This is a genomic window from Amycolatopsis sp. WAC 04197, assembly GCF_003947475.1.
Classification (GTDB): Bacteria; Actinomycetota; Actinomycetes; order Mycobacteriales; family Pseudonocardiaceae; genus Amycolatopsis; species Amycolatopsis japonica.
This window is the reverse complement of sequence record NZ_QHJK01000001.1, coordinates 304,929-322,809: the sequence shown is the minus strand read 5'-3', so window position 1 is coordinate 322,809 and position 17,881 is coordinate 304,929. Positions and strand designations below refer to the sequence as shown.

Annotated in this window: 15 protein-coding genes; 4 read left to right on the top strand and 11 right to left on the bottom strand. The window is 69.1% G+C overall.

Annotated features, from left to right (window positions below):
* Positions 1-44: 44 nt before the first annotated feature.
* The 9 genes from DMC64_RS01535 to DMC64_RS01495 all read right to left on the bottom strand — a co-directional run bounded on the left by DMC64_RS01535 (position 45) and on the right by DMC64_RS01495 (position 11,583).
* On the bottom strand, positions 45-1,295 hold the full coding sequence (locus DMC64_RS01535; protein ID WP_125731553.1) for an HAD family hydrolase: 1,251 nt from the start codon (positions 1,293-1,295) through the stop codon (positions 45-47).
* A gap of 42 nt (positions 1,296-1,337) precedes the next feature.
* On the bottom strand, positions 1,338-1,946 hold the full coding sequence (locus DMC64_RS01530) for a histidine phosphatase family protein (RefSeq protein WP_125731551.1): 609 nt from the start codon (positions 1,944-1,946) through the stop codon (positions 1,338-1,340).
* Between the two features lie 9 nt (positions 1,947-1,955).
* Complete coding sequence (locus DMC64_RS01525; RefSeq protein WP_125731549.1) at positions 1,956-2,570, bottom strand: class F sortase; 615 nt, start codon at positions 2,568-2,570, stop codon at positions 1,956-1,958.
* On the bottom strand, positions 2,567-3,184 hold the full coding sequence (locus DMC64_RS01520) for an excalibur calcium-binding domain-containing protein (protein WP_125731547.1): 618 nt from the start codon (positions 3,182-3,184) through the stop codon (positions 2,567-2,569). Before DMC64_RS01520 ends, DMC64_RS01525 begins: the two co-directional genes overlap by 4 nt.
* 116 nt (positions 3,185-3,300) lie before the next feature.
* Complete coding sequence (locus tag DMC64_RS01515; RefSeq protein WP_037336058.1) at positions 3,301-4,437, bottom strand: GAF domain-containing sensor histidine kinase; 1,137 nt, start codon at positions 4,435-4,437, stop codon at positions 3,301-3,303.
* A gap of 14 nt (positions 4,438-4,451) precedes the next feature.
* Positions 4,452-7,703, bottom strand: a complete 3,252-nt coding sequence (gene cydD / locus DMC64_RS01510; RefSeq protein WP_125731546.1) for a thiol reductant ABC exporter subunit CydD — start codon at positions 7,701-7,703, stop codon at positions 4,452-4,454.
* Entirely contained in the window at positions 7,700-8,707 is a 1,008-nt protein-coding gene (cydB, locus tag DMC64_RS01505) for a cytochrome d ubiquinol oxidase subunit II (RefSeq protein WP_125731544.1), read from the bottom strand. Before cydB ends, cydD begins: the two co-directional genes overlap by 4 nt.
* A 329-nt stretch (positions 8,708-9,036) precedes the next feature.
* Complete coding sequence (locus DMC64_RS01500; protein ID WP_125731542.1) at positions 9,037-10,548, bottom strand: cytochrome ubiquinol oxidase subunit I; 1,512 nt, start codon at positions 10,546-10,548, stop codon at positions 9,037-9,039.
* A gap of 81 nt (positions 10,549-10,629) precedes the next feature.
* On the bottom strand, positions 10,630-11,583 hold the full coding sequence (locus DMC64_RS01495; protein ID WP_125731540.1) for a S41 family peptidase: 954 nt from the start codon (positions 11,581-11,583) through the stop codon (positions 10,630-10,632).
* 188 nt (positions 11,584-11,771) lie between these two features.
* On the opposite strand from DMC64_RS01495, the gene DMC64_RS01490 reads away from it, so the two are divergent.
* On the top strand, positions 11,772-12,359 hold the full coding sequence (locus tag DMC64_RS01490) for a TMEM165/GDT1 family protein (RefSeq protein WP_037333627.1): 588 nt from the start codon (positions 11,772-11,774) through the stop codon (positions 12,357-12,359).
* An 88-nt stretch (positions 12,360-12,447) separates the two neighbouring features.
* Positions 12,448-13,110, top strand: coding sequence for a DUF998 domain-containing protein (locus tag DMC64_RS01485; RefSeq protein ID WP_125731538.1), 663 nt, complete (start codon positions 12,448-12,450; stop codon positions 13,108-13,110).
* A gap of 4 nt (positions 13,111-13,114) precedes the next feature.
* Here the strand turns inward: DMC64_RS01485 and DMC64_RS01480 are convergent, their stop codons facing one another.
* Together DMC64_RS01480 and DMC64_RS01475 are read right to left on the bottom strand one after the other, a co-directional pair.
* Complete coding sequence (locus DMC64_RS01480; protein WP_016330607.1) at positions 13,115-13,756, bottom strand: IclR family transcriptional regulator; 642 nt, start codon at positions 13,754-13,756, stop codon at positions 13,115-13,117.
* Positions 13,753-14,607, bottom strand: coding sequence for a hypothetical protein (locus DMC64_RS01475; RefSeq protein WP_016330606.1), 855 nt, complete (start codon positions 14,605-14,607; stop codon positions 13,753-13,755). Before DMC64_RS01475 ends, DMC64_RS01480 begins: the two co-directional genes overlap by 4 nt.
* Before the next feature lie 85 nt (positions 14,608-14,692).
* Here DMC64_RS01475 and DMC64_RS01470 point away from each other — a divergent pair, with 85 nt between their 5' ends.
* Both DMC64_RS01470 and DMC64_RS01465 read left to right on the top strand, forming a co-directional pair.
* A complete protein-coding gene (locus DMC64_RS01470) occupies positions 14,693-15,868 on the top strand; it encodes a homogentisate 1,2-dioxygenase (RefSeq protein WP_037333634.1) in 1,176 nt (391 codons plus the stop codon).
* 189 nt (positions 15,869-16,057) lie between these two features.
* Positions 16,058-17,875: a substrate-binding and VWA domain-containing protein gene (locus DMC64_RS01465; protein ID WP_125731536.1), complete on the top strand. Its 1,818-nt coding sequence runs from the start codon at positions 16,058-16,060 to the stop codon at positions 17,873-17,875.
* Positions 17,876-17,881: the final 6 nt, after the last annotated feature.

Genomic DNA, 17,881 nt, shown 5'->3' with positions numbered 1-17,881 from the left:
ACGCTAGCAGCGCGGATCATGCACGTCACTCACCGTGAACCCGCTCAGGGGTGCACGGTGTCCCGCTGATCCGGGATGACCGTGCCGTCGTCGCGCAGCACCGGACCGTGAGTGCCGTCGGCGTTTTCGTACGCCGTCGTCGAGCACGGATAAGTGCGGCTCAGCGCCGGGAAGGGCTCGATGAACATCGGGTTCACCGCCCATTTCCCGTCCGCGTTGTCGTAGGCGCGGCACATCAGCTCGTCCTTGTTGCGGTTGAGCGTGACGCGGACTCCGGTCGCGTCGCGCAGCATCGTGACGTCGGTGGTCGCGTCTCCGCCGGCGAGCACCTGCCGCTTGTCCGCCGGAGCCGGTTCCATCGCCTTCGCGCCGCGGATGCCGAGGATGCGTTCGTTGATGTAGCACCGTTTGCCGTCGATGTAGGTCATGATCTCGTCGGCGCCGTCGGCGTGCCCGCCGCAGCCTTCGAGGTGTCCGTTGATCCGGCCGTTCGTGGTCTGCGAGTAGATCCCGAGCGTGCGGCTCGGCGGGATGCCGACGGCGGAACCCCAGACGTCCGCGAATTCCTTGGGTGAGGCGGAAACGACCCAGGTCGAGAAGCCCGCCTTGGTGAGCGTCGAGATCAGGTCCTTGATCTCCGGGTAGTACCGGATCCACGCGACCTGCGTGCTCGAACCGACCTTCTGGGTCGCCCCGATCGGCGCCAGCAGCGCCGCGGCCCTGGCCTGCCGGGCGATCGCGCGGACCTCGTCCGGACGGTATCCGGCGTTGATCTGCGCGACCCAGGCGTAGGCCGCCTCCATGTACCGCCGGTTGTTGCCCGCGAAGACCTCTTCGCCGGTGGTCGTCTTCGCGCTCTTCCGCACCGAGAGGAGCTCGTCGGCGCAGGCGATGTTCTTGCTGGTGGGAAGCGGTTTTCCGGCCGGGGTGGCGGTACCGCACGCCTTGCTCAGCGCTTTCGCGCCGGCGTCGGTCATGTAGCGGCTGGTCGTGCGCCAGTCCTGGTCGCGCGGCTGGAGGACCTTGTCGTGCCGGATCATCCAGAAGACGGTCTGGTCGGAGATGTCGTTCTTGATGACCGTGTTGTCCCAGTCGAACACGGCGACCGGCCGCTCGCCGTGCTTTTTACCGCAGATGACCTGCTGGATCTTCGCCGCGTTGTCGCCGTACCAATGATCGGCCAACCGCAGCTGCGGACAAGGTGACGCGGTCGAGGCGGTCGCCGCGCCGGGCACGGCCACCGGTACGACCGCCACGGCGGCGGCAAGGGCCACGGCTCGCAGGAACCTCGGCATGTCATCTCCCCACATGGTCTTCGACTGTCCGGGGAGATCCTGTCATTTCCCGGCGAGGGTGACGACCTGCCGGTTGTGGAAGTAGTCGTCCTCACGCAGCACGGTGACGCTGCCGGGTGAACCTCGGAAGTCGACGTACCCGGCCGATTCGAGCGGCATCCGGATCCACGCGGCGATCACGAAGGTGAGCGCGCCACCGTGCGTGACGACGATCTGGTGCTCGCAGGCGCTTTCCAAGATCGACTCCATCGCCGCGTAGACCCTCGCCGCCATCGCGCCTTTCGTTTCGGCGCCGGGGATTCCTTCGTCGTGTCCCAGCCGCTCGCCGACGGCGGGCGGCGGGACGAACCGGCTGTCCAGCCACGCCTGCGGTTTGCCGCCGGCTTCCCCGTACGACTTCTCGCGCAGCCGCCGGTCCAGGACCGGGGTCACGCCGAGCCGTTCGCCGATCAGTTCCGCGGTGCGCGCGGTGCGGCGCAGATCCGAGGCGTAGAGCTCCACCTCGTCCGGCACCTTCGCGCGCAGCGACTCGGCGATGGCGACGGCCGTGCGTTCACCCTCGGGCGTGAGTTCGGAGTCGTACCACCCGCCCACCAGGCGATCGACGTGGTGGGTGGCCTCCGGATGCGTGACGACGTGGACGGTGCGCATCCGGAGAATCTAAACGCGCGTCAGTTTCGCGAAGGCGACGACGTTGTCGAGATAGTTGCCGGTCGAGGAGTCGAAATCCCCGCCGCAGGTGATCAGCCGCAGCTCAGGCCCGGTCGTGTCGCCGTAGACCTTCTCCGTGGGGAAGGACGCCTTCGGATGCCGCTCGACGGCGTACACGGTGAACACCGCGGTGCTCCCGTCCTCGCGATGCACGAGTGCCTCGTCGCCGGCCTTCAGTTCCTTGAGCCGGACGAAAACGCCGGGGACCTTCTTGTAGTCGACGTGCCCGGCGAGGACGGCGGGCCCGATCTCGCCCGGCGCCGGGCCACCGGTGAACCAGCCGGTGGTGATCGCGTCGTGCGGCACCTGCAGGGTGCCGTCACCGGCCAGGCCGAGGTCGACGATCTCGCCGGTGCGAACGCCGATCGCCGGGATCTCGAGCCTGGCCGGTTTCGCGGGCGCCAGCGGATGCGCCTCCGCGACGGAAGACATCGTGGAAGGCGGCGAGGCGACCTTGCCCGCCGGAGGGACGGCGCACGCGGTCAGCGCGGCCGCGAGCACCACCCCGATGAGCGTGCCGACGACCAGCGGAAACGGCCACCGGCGCCAGGAAGGCCGGATCATCGCTCCGCACGCCGCCGAAGGACGAGGGACGCGCCCGCGGCCGACACGGTCAGCAAGGCGGTGCCGGTCAGCGCGACCGCGGCGACCTCCAGGAAACCGCCGTTGCTTTCGACGGCCTCCCCGCCACCGGTCGCCACGCCACCGACGGGTTTGACCTTCACCTGGCCGGATTTGGCGGGTTCGCCGAACCGGGATTCGCAGGCGTACCCGTCGTGATCGGCGTCGAGTTTGTGCGGGTCTCGCGGGTTCTTCTTGAGCTCGGCCTGCGCGGCGGCTTGCGAGGGGAAGTCGGCGCAATCCTTGTCGGTGGATCGCGGCGCCCGCGTTTCCGTGGTGATCGACGGAAGGGCCGGCGTACTCGTCACGGTCGGCGCAGTTCCCCGTTTGGGAAGCTTTTCGCAAGCGATTCCGTCGCCGTCTTCGTCCAGGCGATGCGGATCGGAGCGATCTTTGTCGAGCACGGCCTGCGCGTCTTCCTGATACTTGAAGTCACCGCAGTCCAGATCGGCGATCGCGGGCGCCTCCGCCAGCGCGAAAGCGACGGAAGCGGGGCCGAACAACGAGAATCCGGCAAGGATGGCGGCCGTGCCGAAGGCGCGACGAACCGAGGACATGGGGAGTCCTTTCGCTGGGAATCCGCGCTCAGGGCGCGTTCGATGCACATAGAGTCGCGTTCGGACCCCAGCTGTTACGGATTAATCGGAAACGCGAACCGTTAATTTCACCCGGGTCAGTCGAGCGGAACGTCGAAAGCGACCAAAGTCCCCAAACTCGGGGAAGAATTGATCGAAAAGCGCCCGCCCGACGTCGTCGCGCGTTCGGCGAGATGACGCAGACCGCGTTTGGCGACCCCCTGCGGGACACCGGATCCGTTGTCCCGCACACGGAGTTTGACGCCTTCCGCGTCGCGACTGAGCGTCACGCGGGTCTCGCTCGCCCCGGAGTGTCTGACCACATTGGACAGTGCCTCGCGCAGGGCGGCGCGGATGTGGTCCGCCTGTTCGGCGGGGATGTCGGCGAGCTCTCCCGACAGTTCGAGGGTCGGCGGATACCCGAGCAGCTCACCCGCGATGCGCACTTCGCCCCGCGCGGACTCGGCGAGGTCGGTCGCGGTGACGGTCTCGTTCGCGGGTTCCGGGCTGCGCAGGGCACGCACGGTGCCGCGGATCTCTTCGATGGTCTGATCGAGCTGGTCGATCGCCTCGGAAAGCCGTGCGCCGTCGGCCTGTGCGAAGCGTTTCCGCATGTTCTTGCGGACGCGGTCGAGCTGCATCCCGGCGCCGTAGAGGCGTTGCACGATGACGTCGTGCAGTTCGCGCGCGATGCGTTCACGCTCCTGGTAGAGCGTCACGCGGTGGCGGGCGTTGGCGCCCTCCGCGAGCGCGAGCACCACGCCGGCCTGCGCGGCGAACGCGGTGAGCACCTCGACCGTGCTGGCGGAGAACGGTTCCCCGCCGTGACGGCGGTACACGGTGAGCGCGCCGAGAACACGTCCGCCCGCGCCGAACGCCGAAGCGGCGAACGGCCCGAAGCCCTGGAGCTCCGGCGGCACGAACGGCGCCGTGCGGGGATCGACGGTGAAGTCCTCGCTGACCACCGGCTCCCCGCCGCGCGCGACCTGGCCCGCCGCGGAATCGGCGGAAAAGGCCAGCCCTCGCAGGCCTTGGGTGGTGGCCCCGTGCGCGGCCTCGGCGACCACCTGGCCGTCGTCCGCGCGCACCATGACGAGACCGAGGTCGGCCTCGGCCAGTTCGACGGCGCGGGCGACCACGGTCTCCAGTACGTCACCCGGGTCGTCACCGGACAGGGCGGTGCCGGTGATCTCGGTGGCGGCGGACAGTGCGCGCGCGGCAAGCGTGGGATCCATGAGCGCTATCGACATTAGTCGGCCCCGGCCAGTGCGCGCGCTGTGACTCGGCCCTCTCGGACCTCCAGGATCACGTCCGCTTCCTCGGCTTCGGCCGCGTGGTGCGTGACGTGGACGACGGTTTTTCCGGCGAGCGCCTCGCCGAGCCGTTCGCGGACGGTGCGCGTGGTCGGCTCGTCGAGATGGGCGGTGGGCTCGTCGAGCAGGACGAGGTCGGCCTGCTCGGCGCCGAGTACGGCCCGCGCCAGCGCGACCCGCTGCGCCTGCCCGCCCGAAAGGCCGGCGCCGGCGCTGTCCAGCATCGTGGTGAGCTCGACGTCTTCGAGAGCGGCTTCGTACAACGCTTTTCGCAGGTCGGCCTCGGACGCCGTCGGTTTGGCGAGGCGCAGGTTCTCGGCGACCGTGGTCGAGACGAGCATCGGTTCCTGGGGCGCCCAGGCGACGTTCTCGGGAGCGGCGACGTCGCCTTTGCTCGGCTGGAGGAACCCGAGCAGGGCCGCGACGAGCGTCGACTTCCCGGCGCCGCTCGGGCCGATGACGGCGACGTGCGTGCCGGGCGCGATGTCGAGGTCGACGCCGGTGAGGACCGGGTGCTCGGTGCCGGGCCAGCCGAGGTCGGCGTTCCGGATCCGCACCCCGCCGGTGTCAGGAAAGGGTCGTTCCTGACGTTTTTCGTCCTGAACGACCCTTTCCTGACACTCGGCGAGGCGCAGACGGGCCTGGCGCAGGGTGTCCCAGTGCTGCGCGGCCGGCGGAAGAAGGGAGAGGACCTCCGCCAGCGCGAGCGGCACCAGGGCGACCACGGGCGCGAGCACCGGGTTCAGCGCACCGGCGGCGACGGCGCTCACGGCGAACCCGGTGCTCACGACGGTGGCGGCCCCTGTCGCCAGGATGATCAGGGCGTCGGCCGCGCCCGCGCCGAAGGCCTGTCGGCGCGCTTCGGCGGTCAGGGCGGCGTCGGTCGTGGCGATCCGTCGACGACGCTCTTTGTCGACTCCCAACGCGATCAGTTCGGCGGCGGCCTCGAACAGGCTCAGCACCTGCGCCGACACCGAACGCCGTCCGGCGGCCAGCGCACTGGTCGCGCGGCGTTCCGCCCGGAGCGCGAGCAGCGGCGCGAACGCGCTCACCAGCACGGCCGCCGCCAGCGCGAGCCCGGCTTCGGGCAATACGGCGGCCTGGACCGCGACCGCGCCGACGGCCACCAACGCGACCACGATCAACGGGGTGGTCACACGCGGGAGCAGGTCACGCACGGTGTCGGTGTCGCCGACCAGCCGACGCTGCTCTTCACCCGCCCGAAGCGCCCGAGCCGGTCCGAGCCGCACCAGCGACTCCCACAGCCGGACGCGCAGGCTTCCGGCGATCCGGAACGCGGCGTCGTGCGTGACCAGCCTTTCGAGGTAACGCAGCCCGGCGCGGCCGAGGCCGAACGTCCGCACGCCGACGATCATCACCGTAAGCGTCAGGATCGGCGGCTGTTGCGACGCCTTGGCGATCAGCCAGCCCGAAAGCGCGGTCAACGCGACCCCGGCGAGCAGCGCGGCGGCGCCGAGCAGCGCGCCGCCGAAGAACCGCGGGCGCAGCAGCGCACGCCAAGGCAGCGGCCGGACTTGCCGGGTTTCCTCGATGGTTCCGATTTCGCCGCCCATCGTAGTCGACATGTCGACACCGGAGCCGCGTTCGTGGGCGGCGATGATCGCGGCGGCGCCGTTGTCGACGGCCGCACGGACGGCGGCCATGACGCGCGCGGCGTTGACCTCGTCGAGGTGCGCGGTGGGTTCGTCGAGCAGCAGCAGCCACGCACCCGAACGGACCCGTACCAGGGCCCGCGCCACCGAGACCCGCTGGCGTTGTCCCTGCGACAGCTTGGAAACCGGCCGGTCGGCGAGCCCCGTGAGTCCGAGTTCGCCGAGGATGTCCTCCGCTCCGACCTCGTCGAGAACCGTGCCTCCGCCGAACACCGGCGATTGCGGCACCCAGGCGACGTTCTCGCGCCAGCGCTCCAGGTCGGCGTCGGCGAGGTCGGTGCCGCCGACGGTGATCGTCCCGTCGTGCGCCTGCACGAAACCGAGCAGCGTGGCGAGCGTCGTCGACTTGCCGCCGCCGCTGGGCGCGCGAAGCCAGGTGATCTCGCCGGGCCGGGCGGTGAACGTCTCGCCGTCGGGAGCGAATCCGCCGCGCCTGGCGACACGCAGGCCGCCGACGTGGACCTCGCCCTTGGCCGGTGTCTCGGAACCGTTGGGCGGCAAGGGTTCCGCGAGGACGTCCGCGACCCGGCGCACGGCCTCGACGCCGTCCTCGCTGGCGTGGAAGGCGGCACCGACCGCCCGCAGCGGCTGGTAGCACTCCGGCACCAGGATCAGCACGCCGAGCCCGATGGCCAGCGACAGTTCGCCGGAGACGAGCCGGACCCCGATGACGACCGCGACCAGCGCGACCGAGAGCGTCGCGATCAGTTCGAGCGCGAACGCCGACGCGAACGCGACCTTCAACGTCTTGAGCGTGGTGCGGCGATGGCGTTCGGAGATCTTCCGGACCGTCTCGGCCTGCGCCCCGGCGCGGCGGAACGCGCTGAGGATCGGCAGGGCGCGGACGAGTTCCAGCAGATGCCCGGACAGCCGTTGTTCGGCGTCGGCGGCTTCGGCGACCCGTTCGGCGGTGTGCTTGCCGATCAGGATGGCGAACAGCGGCACCAGCGGCACGGTGATCACGACGAGCAGGGCCGACGGCCAGTCGGCGAACAGGATCGCGACACCGGCGGCGAGCGGCACGATCGCGGCGGTCACCAAGGCCGGGAGGTACTGGGTGAAGTAGGCGTCGAGCGCGTCGAGTCCCTTGGTGGTCAACGACGTCAGCTCGCCGTGACCGCGGCGAGCGATCCATTCCGGACCGAGTTTCAGGGCGTGGTCGAGGGCTTTGGCGCGCAACTCCTCCTTCGCGCGGGCGGCCGCGCGAACGGAAACGATCCGCACCGCCCAGCCGGTCAACGCGCGCCCTGCGACGAGCGCGAGCAGCACGGCCAGCTGGACGGTGCGGTCCCCCGGTGTTCCGCGGACGACCGCGGAGAGGACTTCGGCCAGCAGGAACGCCTGTCCCACCAGCAAAAGCGCGTTGACGAAGGAGAGGACTCCACTGAGGATCAACGCTCGGCGCGCCGCACTCGAAAGCGGAGCCAGCGCGCCGAGCGGACCCTTCCCCGGTCGCGCTGGGTCCATTGTGGACTCCGTGGCGGAAAGGGTGTCGCGGCCGGGAAGTTCGGTCATGGTGCGTGCACCGGTGGGATGTGCCGGGTGCCGATGCGCTTGCGGAACACCCAGTACGTCCAACCCTGGTAGATCAGGACGGCCGGGGCGCCGAACAGGGCGACCCAGGTCATCACGGTCAGGGTGTACGGGCTCGATGCCTCACCCGCGATCGTCAGCGTGTTGGCGGCGTCCAAAGTGGACGGCAGAACGTTCGGGTACAGCGCGACGAAGATCGCGACCGCCGAGGCCCCGATGACCCCGCCGAGCGCGGCGAACGCCTGACCTTCGCGGCCCATGCGGATCTTGAACCACGCGAGCACCGCGGCGACAACCGCGACGCCGATGAGGAACAGCGTCCACAGGTCACCCGAGCGCAGCTGCACGACGACGAGGAACGCGAGCAACGGCAGGAGAGCGACCGGCAGCAGGCGGGTGGCGAGGTTCCGCGCGCGGTGCCGGAGGTCGCCTTCGGTTTTGAGGGCGAGGAACGCGGCGCCGTGGACCAGCGAAAACCCGACGACCGCGATCGCGCCGAGCAGTGTTTCGAGGCTGAGGGCGGCGAACGGGCCGCCGACCCGGTTGCCGTCGGCGTCGAGCGGGAGACCGAGGACGGTGGTGGCGAGCAGCAGGCCGACGCCGAACGGCGGGACCCACGAGCCGATGCCGATGACGCGGTCCCAATTGCGGCGCCAGCGGTCGGAATCGACCTTGCCGCGGTACTCGAACGCGACGCCGCGGCCGATGAGGGCGAGCAGGACCACCAGGAGCGGGAGGTACGCGGCCGAGAACAGCGACGCGTACCAGCCGGGGAAGGCGGCGAACATCGCGCCGCCGGCGACGATCAGCCAGACCTCGTTGCCGTCCCAGACCGGGCCGATCGTGTTGACCATGACGCGGCGCTCGGTGTTGTCCTTCGCGAGGACCGGCATGAGCATGCCGACGCCGAAGTCGAAACCTTCGAGGAAGAGGTAGCCGAGCCAGAACAGGGCGATGACGCAGAACCAGATCGTTTCGAGGGTCATCGGGTGCTCACTTTCCTGGCTTCCGGGGGCTGAAGGACGCTTTGCCCGCATGCGATGCGGTGAAGGACGCTTTCAGCCCGCCCGGCCCGGTCGCGTGCCTTGTCGACGCCGTGCGGCATGTCGCGAAAGCCACTTTCGGGACGCTGGATGTCGTGAAAGTGGCTTTCGCGACGCTCCCCGTCCCCCGATCGCCCTGAGTTATCCACAACCGCGCAAGTTGTCCACAGATCGGCTGTGGGTAACCCGCCTGAGCGATACCCCCGATACGCTGGGTGCGGGGCCGTCCCCCGGGAAGGGCGGGGGGCTGGGTACGTGAGGTCAAGAGGCGATCAGTAGGCGAAGGCCAGCGCGTCGTCATCGCCGTCACCGCCTTCCGAGTCGCTGTTCTTGCTGGTCGAGGCCGGTTTCTTGGGTGGCATGACGGCGTCGACGCCGCCGCGGACGTACTTGCGCATCAGGTAGACCTCGACGACGCCGAGCGCCGCGTAGACGGTCGTCAGAGCGATCAGCGAAGTCCACACCTCACCTGTGGACAACTTCGAGACCGCCTGCGCGGTGAACATCCACACCCCGTCGACACCGGTCGGATTCGGCACCACCACGAACGGCTGACGGCCCATCTCGGTGAAGATCCACCCGGCGCTGTTGCCGATGAACGGCGTCGCGATCCCGCCGAGCACGAGCCACGGGAACCAGCGTTGCCCGGGGATCCGGCCGCGCCGGGTCAGCCACAGCGCGAGCACCCCGATCCCGGCCGAGATCGCGCCGAAGCCGATCATCGCGCGGAAGCCCCAGTAGGTCACCGGAAGGCTGGGCACGTAGTCGATCGGCTTGCCCGCGAGCGAGCCGAGCTGCGGGTCGTCCGGGTAGTTCGTGCCGTACTTCGCCTGATACTCGGTGATCAGGTTCTCCACGCCCTTGACCTCGGTCGTGAAGTCGTTGTGCGCCAGGAACGAGAGCAGCGCGGGCACGGTGAAGGTCTTGACGTCCTCGCAGTTCGCGTTCCGCACGTCGCCGATCGCGATGATCGAGAAGCTCGCCGGTTTCTCCGTATGGCACAACGCTTCCGCCGAGGCCATCTTCATCGGCTGCTGCTCGAACATCAGCTTGCCCTGCACGTCGCCGGTGATCGCCAGCACCGCGAACGCCACCACACCGGTCCAGCCGCCGAGACGCAACGACGAACGCCACACCGCGCGGTGCTCGTCGTCCTCCGAACGCTTGCGCCACAGCCGCCAACCGGCCACACCGACCAGGAACGCCGCCGCCACCGAGAACGCGCCCGCGAGCGTGTGCGGGATCGCGGCCAGCGCGGTGTTGTTCGTCAGCACCGCCCAGATCGAGTTCATCGTCGGCTTCCCGTCGACGAACTCGACCCCGACCGGGTGCTGCATCCACGAGTTCGCCGCCAGGATGAAGTACGCGGACGCCACGGTCGCCAGCGAATACGCCCACGCGCACGCCAGGTGGACCTTCTTCGGCAGCTTGTCCCAGCCGAAGATCCACAGCCCCAGGAAGGTCGACTCGACGAAGAACGCGACGAGCCCTTCCATCGCCAGCGGCGCGCCGAACACGTCACCGACGAACCGCGAGTACGCGCTCCAGTTCATCCCGAACTGGAACTCCTGCACGATGCCGGTGACCACGCCCATCGCGAAGTTGACCAGCAGGAGTTTCCCCCAGAACTTGGTCATCTTCAGATAGCGCACGTCACCCGTGCGGACCCACGCCGTCTGCATCCCGGCGACCAGGACCGAAAGCCCGATGGTCAGCGGGACCATCAGGAAGTGATAAACGGTGGTTATGCCGAACTGCCACCGAGCGAGATCGAGAACCTCCACGCCTCAAGCCTGCTCAACGCCCGATGAGCCCGCCAGTTCAAGTGGTCCCGATCTCGCCGGGACGTAGGTCCCGCGCCCTGGTCAGCCGAGGCTCGCGAGCGTGAGACGCGCCTCATCGGCGACCTGCCGCCGCAGGCCCGTGTCCCCCAGCGTCAGCACGTGGGCCAGCGCCAACGCGTACGCCGTGTCGAAAGCGTCCTCGACATCGACGGCGATGTCGGGCTGGACGCCGACGCCTTCCCAGTTGGTCCCCGTGACCGGGTTCACGGCCCGTCCACCCGGAACGGTGACATCCAGATGGGTGTCCACTTTGTACTGCTTCCGCGGATTCGCCCCGCCACCGGTGACGGCGCCCACCGTCTTCGCCCGCCCCAGTTGCTGCAGCGAGTAGCTCAGGTCCTCGGCACCGGAGAACGTCGTCGGCCCGGTGAGCACCCACACCGGCTTGTCCGGACCGAACTTGCGCCCGGGCACGTACGGCTGCGTCCAGAACTGGTTGGTCACGTCGCCGTCGCGCAGATAGATGCTGTTGAAATGGACGGGCTCGCCGACCAGGTAGCTGATCAGCAGCGCGACCGCGGACGGGTCGCCGCCCCGGTTCTCCCGGACGTCGATGAGCAACGCGTCGGTGGTGGCGAGCAGCGTCATCGCCGCGGCGAGGGCCTCGCCCGCGATGTCCGGCCCGTAGAACAGCTTGGTCTCCAGGTAGCCGACGTTCCCGGCCAGCCGCCGCACGGACGCGATGCCGTGGCAGTTCAGCTCCGCCTCACGCCGGAATTCCTCGGGATCGTACGACTCACCGTCGACCTCGGGCAGCGGGTCGACGTGGTGCCGGAGCCGCAGATGTTTGTCCCCGTTGACCGACTGCAGGTCTCCGGTGACCGCGGCGGCGAACGCCTGATCGTCGAGCCCCGCGTACGCGCCGTCACTCAGCCTCGCCCGTAGCAACACCGTCAGCTTCTCGGCGACATCGGGGAACACGTAGTGGTCCTGCAGGCGCCTGCACACGTCTTCGATCCGCGCTCTCTCGTCCATGTCCGGCGACGCTACCAGCGAAGCCTGAAAAAAGAATTCGGTTTACCGAAAACTCAATTCCGCCCGGCCGAGAAATACAATTCGCCCGCACATGCCGACCGATTCGGAAAAGCCATCAGCTTGCCTTTTTCTGAATCGCCCCTTTATCGTTGCAGTGAAAGGGGTGAAGAACCATTATGTCTAGCTCGATGCTGGCGCTGATCAGTGCGTTCGGCCTGGTACTGGCCGTGGAGCTGCCGGACAAGACCCTCGTCGCCACTTTGGTTCTCACCACTCGTTTCCGCGCGTGGCCGGTATTCGTCGGCGTCACCGCCGCATTCGCCGTGCAATCCGCGATCGCGGCCACGTTCGGCAGTGTGCTCACTTTGCTGCCGGAGGCGCTGGTGACCGCGATCGTCGCCGCGATGTTCGGTGTCGGCGCGTACATGCTCCTTCGCGAAGGGTTCAGTCCCGCCAAGGACGGCGGAGAGGACGCCTCGCGTTCCGGCCCCGGCCCCGCGACCTTCCTCCGCTCCGCGCTGACGTCGTTCGGCGTGCTCTTCGCCGCCGAGTGGGGCGACGCGTCCCAGCTCGCGACGGCCAGCCTCACGGCCCGCTTCGGCAACCCGTTCGCGGTCGGCCTCGGCTCCTTCTGCGCGCTGATCGCCGTCGCCGGCCTGGCCGTCTTCATCGGCGCGAAGGTCCGTAGCCGGATCCGCCCCAAGCTCATCCAGCGCGTCGCGGGCTTCGTCTTCGCCGGTTTCTCGCTGTTCGCGCTGGCCCAGCTCGCCTTCTGAGGCGCACGGGGTTTTCACAGGTTCGCCGGGTAACCTTTCGGGAACGAAAAGGTGAACACCTACCCCGACGTGCCTGGAGAAACCGGTCGTGACCTCGCCGAAGACACTCGCCGTCTCCCCCGTGCACGGCAGGCTCGCGGTCTTCGGCATGGCCGTCGCCGTCGCCATCTCGATCGACCTGCACCTGAGGCTCTCCAGCCAGGTCAGCCCGATCTGGCAGACGCTGTCGGAGTACGTCTACGGCTACCTCTCGCCCGGTTCGACGGCGGCCCCGTTGTTCGGCGCGATGTGCCTGGCGCTGGGGTTCGGTTCGCTCGCGCTGCTCGGCGGGATCGCGAAGGCGCACCGCAAGGGCTACGAGTCCGTTCTGGTCCTGCTCGGTGTCTGGTGCGCCGGGCTGTTCGTCCTCGCGCTCGTGCCGGTCGACCCCGAAGGTCAGGCCCGGTCGCTGGCGGGCCAGATCCACAACTACGCCGCGCTGGCGGCCTTCCTCGCGCTGCCGGCCGCCGCCTGGGTGCTGACCCGCCCGGGCCGCGCGCGCTGCCCGTGGGAGCCGCGCCGCACGACGATCCGGCGGCTTTCGGTGGCCAGCTTCGCCGCGGTGGTGATCGTGCTCGGCGGCTTCGTCTGGACGATGCTCACCGGCCCGTCGCATCAGGAGGTCACGCTCGGCCTGTTCGAGCGGCTGCTGTTCGCGATCGACCTCACGCTGCTGGCGACGATGGTGCGCCCGCTGCTCAGCCACCGCTGACGCCCTACTCGGGCTGCTTCAGCACCTCGGCCAGCCGGACGGCGGCCGCCACGACCGCAGGCCCCACCACGGAGGCATCGAGCGGCTCGAGGGACACGACGCCGACGCTGGCCTTCAATCCCGGCACTCCGCGCACGGGAGCGGCGACCCCGGAGGCGCCCGCCTCCAGCTCACCCGACGAGGTGACCCAGCCTTCGCCGCCGCCAGGACGCAGCGTCATCGCCTTGCCCGCCGCGCCGGCGGACAACGGATGCCGGGTGCCGACGCGGTAGGCGACGTGGAAGCTCGTCCACGACGGTTCGACGACCGCGACGGCCTGCGCCTGGTCCCCCTGCGCGACCGACAGATGCGCCGTCGCGCCGACCTTCTCCGCCAGCTCGCGCAGCACCGGCCGCGCGGCCTCACGCAGCTGCGGGAGGACCTGCCCGGCGAGCCGGAGCAGGCCGACACCCAGCCGCACCTTGTTGCCGTCACGCCACACCAGACCGCGTTCGGACAGCGGGACGAGCAGCCGGTAGACGGCGGCCCGGCTCGCGCCGATGGCGACGGCGAGTTCGGAGATCGTCGCCGCCTCGCCACCGGCGTCCGCGACCGCTTGCAGCAGCGCGAGGCCCCGGTCGAGGGTGAGTGACCCTTCGCGGGTCACAACAACCCGAGTTCCCCGAGATCGGCGACCGGCTCGTCGAACGAGGCCGCCGCGTAGGACGCGAAGAGCCCGCGAACCGCCTTCGCCGCCTCGTCCGACATCCCCTTGGCCTCGGCGGCCAGCGCGGCGCCGTCGGTCGATTCGAGGGCGGCGCGCACGTCACCGCCGGAGAGGCAGCGCGCGGACGCCACGATCAGGTTCAGGAACCCGTGGTGGGTGAAGCCGCTCGACTCCTCGGTGTGCCGGACGGCGCGGTGCAGGCTGTTCGTCGCCTTGAACGACGCTCCGGTCGAGCCGCTGACCACGGCGAGGAAGTCCGCGACCTCGTCGACGCTGGGGAAGTTCTCGCCCGCCTTGCCGCCGCAGCGGATCTTCGGCCAGCTGCCGTGCTCGATCACCTTCCGCACGCCGTCCAGCCAGCCGACGCCGCGCCGCGGCTCGACCACGCGGATGACGTCCTCGGGCACGAACTCGGAGACGCGCTCCAGCCAGACCTCGTCGACGTCCGACGGCGCCGGCATCTCCACCATGCGCAGGCTGAGGATCTCGCTGCGCGATTCGACGATCGAGATCGCCTTCGGCACCCCGCCGAGGCCGGTGTCGATGATCAGCGACAGCGGCAGCGGTTCCTTGGGTTTGATCTTGATGAGTTCGGTGATGAGCTCGGGCAGCCTCGACGCCTGGCACAGGAACACACCGAGGACGCCGGAGTGCTCACCGGCCCTCGACGCGAAGTGCGCACGCAGCGCTTCGGGCATGGACGCCTCACCGGGCGGGAACAACGCCGAGTCGTCGACGAGCCGCGCGAACAGGGGAGGGATTCCTCGGGGGCCGGGTGGCGTGAGTTCCACAGCGCTTGACACGACTGACACGCTAGTAGCGTACGACATCAGGACAAAATCGTTCGCACAACGGACACGTTCCGGGGAGATTCCGATGCCTTACTACCGGCAGGTAGGCGAGATCCCGCACAAGCGCCACACGGCGTTCCGCAAGCCCGACGGGGGCCTGTACGCCGAGGAACTGATGGGTGTCGAGGGCTTCTCGGCGGACTCGGCGCTGCTCTATCACCGCGGCCTGCCGACGGCGATCGTCGACGCCGTCGCGATCGAGGACGAACGCGGCCCGATCACCCCGAACCATCCGCTCAAACCCCGCGCCTTCAAAACCCACGACCTCAAGTTCGGCGACGCCGACGCGGTCACCGACCGGCGGCGGCTGTTCGGCAACGCCGACGTCACCATCGGCTTCGTCCACGCGACCAAGCCTTCGCCGTTGTACCGCAACGCGGCGGGCGACGAGCTGTTCTACGTCCAGGGCGGCGGCGCGACCGTCGAGACGATCTACGGCTCGCTGGAGGTCGGCGACGGCGACTACCTCGTCATCCCGACGTCGTGCACCTATCGCGTGCTCCCGCACGGTGACGACGGGGTCAAGCTGCTGACCATCGAGGCGCGCGGCCACATCGGCCCGCCGAAGCGGTACCTGTCGGCGAAGGGCCAGTTCCTGGAGCACTCGCCGTACTGCGAGCGCGACATCCGCGGGCCGTCCGAGCCGCTGGTCGTCGACGGCACCGACGTCGAGGTCCTCGTGCGCCACCGCGCCGGGCTGACGCGCTACACCTACGCGACCCACCCGTTCGACGTCGTCGGCTGGGACGGCTGCCTGTACCCGTGGGTGTTCAACATCGACGACTTCGAGCCCATCACCGGCCGCGTGCACCAGCCGCCGCCCGTGCACCAGACGTTCGAGGGCCCGAATTTCGTGGTCTGCTCGTTCTGCCCGCGCAAGGTCGACTACCACCCCGAGTCGATCCCGGTGCCGTACAACCACGCGAACGTCGACTCGGACGAGCTGATGTTCTACGTCCGTGGGAACTACGAGGCGCGCAAGGGCTCCGGGATCGAGGTCGGCTCGCTTTCGCTGCACCCGTCCGGCTTCACGCACGGGCCGCAGCCCGGCGCGGCCGAGGCGTCGATCGGGGCGCAGTTCTTCGACGAGACCGCGGTCATGGTGGACACCTTCGCGCCGCTGGATCTCGGCGAGGCGGCCGACGCGTCGGAGGATCACGGCTACGCGTGGACCTGGTCCGGCCGCGGCCCCGGCGCTTGACGGCATGCATTTAGTCCTCTAAATGCGTAGATCAACAACAGGCGCGAGTAGGTGCCCACGCATTTAGAGGACTAAATGCGGCGTGGGGTGGCGGGATAAGTACCGCCATGGCCGCAACGGTTCGGCAACGCCAAGCCGGACAAGGCGAAACCTCCGGATAATCGGTGTCCCCACCGGCGGAGGTTCTCCATGGTCGTGAATCCTCAGCAGTCCCGCGGCGGCCGCAAGGTCCTGGCGTTCGTGGCCGCGGCGGTGGTCGCCATCGGCCTGATCATCGGCTTGCGCGCGCTCACGAGCGACTCCGGCGAGGAGGCCGTGGCAGCGAAGTGCACGACGGGCGACGCGGTCAAGCTGCAGGTGTCGTCTTCGCCGGAAAAGGCGGGCGTGGTCGCCGAGATCGCCCAGGGCTACAGCGGCCGCACGGTGGCCGGACGCTGTGTCGACGTGCTCGTGCAGTCGAAGTCGTCCGGCACGGCGATGCAGGCGCTGTCCCGCGGCTGGAACGAGGCGGTGGACGGTCCGCGGCCGGACGTCTGGACGCCCGCCGCGTCCGGCTGGGTGAACCTGTTGCGCCAGAACCTCACCGGTTCCGATCACCCCGCACTGGTCCCCGAAGGCGACCCGGAATCGATCGCGAACGCGCCGCTGGTCGTCGCGATGCCGAAGCCGATGGCCGAAGCGCTCGGCTGGCCCGGCAAGGGCATCGGCTGGAAGGATCTCGCCGCGCTCGCCACGGATCCGCAGGGCTGGGCGAAATACGGCCATCCGGAATGGGGAAAGTTCCGGCTGGGCAAGACGAATCCGAACATCTCGACGTCCGGTCTGAACGCCACCATCGGCGCCTATTACGCGGCGACGGGCACGTCTTCGGACCTCACCGCGAACGCCCTCGCGAAACCCGAGGCACGGACGTTCGTGCAGAACGTCGAGCAGGCCATCGTCCACTACGGCGACAACACGCTGACGTTCCTGACGAACCTGCAGAAGGCCGACGACCGCGGCGCCGCGATGTCGTACATCTCGGCGGTGACGGTCGAGGAGAACTCGCTCGTGGGCTACAACCAGGGCAATCCCACGAACGATCCGGCGAAACGCGGTCAGCACGCGCCGCCGAAGGTGCCCCTGGTCGGGATCTACCCGAGCGACGGCACGCTCAACTCCGACCACCCGTTCACCGTGCTGAACTGGGCCGACGACATCCACAAGCAGGTCGCGGCGGACTTCCTCGCGCATCTGCGCGGCGCCGAGGCGCAGCGGAAGTTCAGCGACATCGGCTTCCGCACGTTCGACGGCAAACCCGGCTCGCAGACCACGAAGGAGAACGGCGCCGAGCCGGAATCGAAGCTCAACCTGATCCGCCCGCCGAGCCCGCCGGTGCTGACCGAGGTGCTGAAGTCGTGGAAGGACCTGCGGAAGAAGGCGAACGTGCTGCTGGTGGTCGACGTCTCCGGTTCGATGGGCGACGGCGTCAGCGGGACCGGGAAGAACAAGATGGATCTCGCGAAACAGGCCGCCGTGGCGTCGTTGCCGCAGTTCAGCGATGCCGACAAGGTCGGGCTGTGGATGTTCTCGACGAAACTGGACGGCGACAAGGACTACGCCGAACTCCGGCCGGTGTCGCCGATCGGCGGTGAACCGGGCAGGCAGGAGCTGGCGTCGCGGCTGAACGGGCTGACCCCGCAGAACGGGACGGGGCTCTACGACTCGTCGCTGGCGGCCTACGAGTTCATGAAGCAGCGGCTGGATCCGAACGCGATCAACGCGGTCGTCGTGCTCACCGACGGCCGGAACGAGGATCCGGGCGGGATCGATCTGCCGAACCTCGTCGGGCAACTGCGGACCGAAGGCGGTGGCGAGGCGGTGCGGCTGTTCACCATCGCCTACGGCTCGGACGCGGATCTGAACGTGCTCAAGGAGATCGCCGAGACCACCCAGGGCGTCGGATACGACTCGTCCAAACCGGACTCGATCGACCAGGTCTTCACCGCCGTGATCTCGAATTTCTGAGATCCT